This window comes from Kitasatospora sp. NPDC058243 (assembly GCF_042882025.1).
In the GTDB taxonomy this organism is placed as follows: domain Bacteria; phylum Actinomycetota; class Actinomycetes; order Streptomycetales; family Streptomycetaceae; genus Kitasatospora.
This window is the reverse complement of sequence record NZ_JBHVWW010000177.1, coordinates 1-1,075: the sequence shown is the minus strand read 5'-3', so window position 1 is coordinate 1,075 and position 1,075 is coordinate 1. Positions and strand designations below refer to the sequence as shown.

Genomic DNA, 1,075 nt, shown 5'->3' with positions numbered 1-1,075 from the left:
ACCTCCGCCGCGAACGGAGCGATCTTCGCCTCAGCCAGCGAACGCACCGCCTCACGGAGCATCTCGTGCTCCTCGGAGATACGGAAGAGATCGAACTCCTGGCTCATGATCGCCACTCCTGTTTCACGACGGTACTCAGTACCCTTCATTATGCACCTACGCGGCAAAAAGGGAACTCAGTGCCTTCACATGGCGGCACTGAGTTCCCTATCCTTTTTTCTGCCGAACTTCTGCCGAACAAGCCGGTCCGAGCGCAGGGAGATGACAGCGTGGTCCACTCAGCCATCGATGCCGACACCCGGAGCACCACGCTGTACTTCCAGCGCTGCTCGTGGTGCTGCAACCCGACCTTCCAGCGGCTGCTCTGCCCCACCTGCGGCTCCACCGAGCTGCGGCTGGAGCCCAGCGAGGGCACCGGTGTCGTCCGACGCTGCGAGGTCGAGCAGGCCCGGACGCCGCTGGTCCGCCAGAAGTCCCTGATCCGGATGGCCGAGGGCTTCGACGTCTGGTGCATCGTCGACGGGCTGCGCAGCACCGTCCCGGTCGGGACGCGGGTGCGGCTGCTGTCCGCCCCCGGCTCCGAGCAGCCCGAGCTGCGGCTGCTGCCGATGGAGGGGCCGCAGCCGCCGGTGGACGTCGAGCCGCGCCCGCTGCCGCCCGTCCAGGGCGGGTTCACCCAGCACCTCGCGGCCTTCGCCGAATAGCGTCCACCGCACGGCGGATAGCGTCCGCCACACGCCGGAGGGCGTGGCACCGGGTACTCGGTGCCACGCCCTCCGCCATGTGGTGCGCGGGGATCAGCCCTTGCGGGACTTCACCTCGGCGGTCAGCTGCGGCAGCACGGCGAACAGGTCGCCGACCACGCCGTAGTCCGCCAGCTCGAAGATCGGGGCCTCCGGGTCCTTGTTGACCGCGACGATGGTCTTCGAGGTCTGCATGCCCGCCCGGTGCTGGATGGCGCCCGAGATGCCGTTGGCCACGTACAGCTGCGGCGAGACCTGCTTGCCGGTCTGGCCGACCTGGTTGCTGTGCGGGTACCAGCCCGCGTCGACGGCGGCACGCGAGGCACCGACGG

At 68.7% G+C, this 1,075-nt stretch carries 2 protein-coding genes; one reads left to right on the top strand and one right to left on the bottom strand.

Translation table 11 applies throughout. The features are described from left to right. The first annotated feature begins 269 nt into the window (after positions 1-269). Positions 270-704 carry a hypothetical protein gene (locus ACFVX9_RS39910; RefSeq protein WP_063346949.1) on the top strand — a complete coding sequence of 145 codons (435 nt, stop codon included), beginning with the start codon at positions 270-272 and terminating at the stop codon, positions 702-704. A gap of 93 nt (positions 705-797) precedes the next feature. On the opposite strand, the gene ACFVX9_RS39905 is transcribed toward ACFVX9_RS39910, so the two are convergent. Continuing rightward, positions 798-1,075 (bottom strand): electron transfer flavoprotein subunit alpha/FixB family protein (locus ACFVX9_RS39905; RefSeq protein ID WP_387987240.1); only part of this gene is annotated, 278 nt, incomplete at its 5' end.